Genomic DNA, 1,757 nt, shown 5'->3' on the forward strand with positions numbered 1-1,757 from the left:
GGCTCTGGCTCAACTTCTGTGACACGGCCACTCTCCGTCACGCCAATAGGACACGCTTGCGGAGAAGTTGGAACCCTGCACGGCCGAACATCTGGCGCTTGAGCATCTTGATCCGGTTGACATGGCCTTCGACTGCGCCCGAGCTCCAGGGCAGCGTCAATCCGGCGGTGACGGCGTCGATGTCGCGGTCGATGCCGGCGGCGAGAGTGTGGAGGCTGGGCAGGTCGTCCTGCCGGACGGCGTCGAGCCAAGCCGGGAGACGCTCGCCCTGGCGGTCGGTGAGCATGGTCGCAAAGGACCGGACATGCCGGGTGAGGGCGTCGAGTTCGGGACACTGGGTACGGATGGTCTTGAGCTGGAGTTGTTCGGGCTCGGTGAGGGTTTCCGGGCGGCTGAGGATCCATCCGGAGACGGTTCGGGGTGAGGGCGGCCGGGCGGTCACCGGTCGCGGTGAGGTGCGCTTCTTGTGCAGGTAGGCACGGACGCGCTGGTAGCTGCCCTTGTAGCCGAGCGGCACGATCTCCTCCCACAGCTTCCACGCGTTGGTGACGCCCTCGTTCCAGCGGTCGTCCAGGTAGGGCTTGTAGTCATCGAGTATCGAGGTCCGGTTCTGCCACTGGCCGGTGAACAGGTCCTCCGGCTTCGCGGCGTCGGCGAACCGCTTGACGGTGTGCCAGGCCATGCCGAGCTGCCGCTGGACCGAACGGAGGCTGTGTCCTGACTCCAGGAGTGCGTGAACGGCGGCGTGCCGGGACCTGGTGCGGTCGGCGAACCGGTGCCCGGTCGGCCACGGTGAACCGGACGGTTCTTCTTCCGGAGCGGGCTCAGGCTCGGGTTCGGGGGCGGCCGGGACAAGGGCTCGCAGGCAGCGGCGGTGCTGGGCGACGGCCCGTTCGGCGGCCTCGCTCAGGTTGTGCCATAGGTGCCACCGGTCCGCGACCTGGACGGCCTGCGGGGCGCCGGCGGAGGCGCCTTCGGCGAAGAACGGCGCCCGGTCGCGGCAAACGACCTCGATGCCCGGCCGTTCGGCGAGCCAGGTCGCCAGGCTGGACGCCTCCCGGTCCGGCAGTAAATCGACGGGGCGGCGGGTCTCGATGTCGACGAGGACGGTTCCGTAGTGGCGGCCCTTGCGGGTGGCGTACTCGTCGACGCCGACCACCCGCGGCACGGAGATCTCGGGTTCGGGAAGAGCGTCCACCAGCCGGAGCACCGTGCTGCGGCTGACGGACACCCCGAGAACGCGGGCGATGCGGGCCCCGGCCCGGCCCGCGAGGGCCAGACCGACCGCAGCCAGGGCCGAGCGCAACCGCTCGGTCCGCTGACCGTGCCGACGTGTCAGGCCGGGTATCTGCTCGACGAAGGTACGTCGTGCGCAGCCCGAGTTCCCGCAGGTGAATCGACGGACTCTCAGCTGGAGAACAACGCTTCGGCCACCGCTCGGCACATCAGCGGGAAACCGCAGGTAGGAACCATGAACCCGGTTCGACCAGACCCCGCAGACCGGGCACACGGCGCCGTCCGCGACGCATTGCGCATCAACGCGCACTATCTCGGTGTTCACGTCCACCGACACCACCGCGACGTCCGCGATCGACGGGAACAACAACTCCTTCAGCCGGAGCACGACCTCTTCCACGGCCCCGAACTGTCAGCCCAACCGCCGGGCCGACGGGCCAATTTCGGGCGACTTCGCGTACAGCTCGAAGAGGTCCGACTGTCACTCAGAGTGGCCGTTTCACAGAAGTTGAGCCAGAGCC

General features: G+C 68.6%; 1 protein-coding gene. It reads right to left on the bottom strand.

Annotated elements, in window-relative coordinates; all coding sequences use genetic code 11:
* Window positions 1-37: 37 nt before the first annotated feature.
* Window positions 38-1,636 carry an ISL3 family transposase gene (locus AB0C96_RS43000; RefSeq protein ID WP_362925748.1) on the bottom strand — a complete coding sequence of 533 codons (1,599 nt, stop codon included), beginning with the start codon at window positions 1,634-1,636 and terminating at the stop codon, window positions 38-40.
* Window positions 1,637-1,757: the final 121 nt, after the last annotated feature.

This window comes from Streptomyces sp. NPDC048506, from assembly GCF_040651315.1.
Classification (GTDB): domain Bacteria; phylum Actinomycetota; class Actinomycetes; order Streptomycetales; family Streptomycetaceae; genus Streptomyces.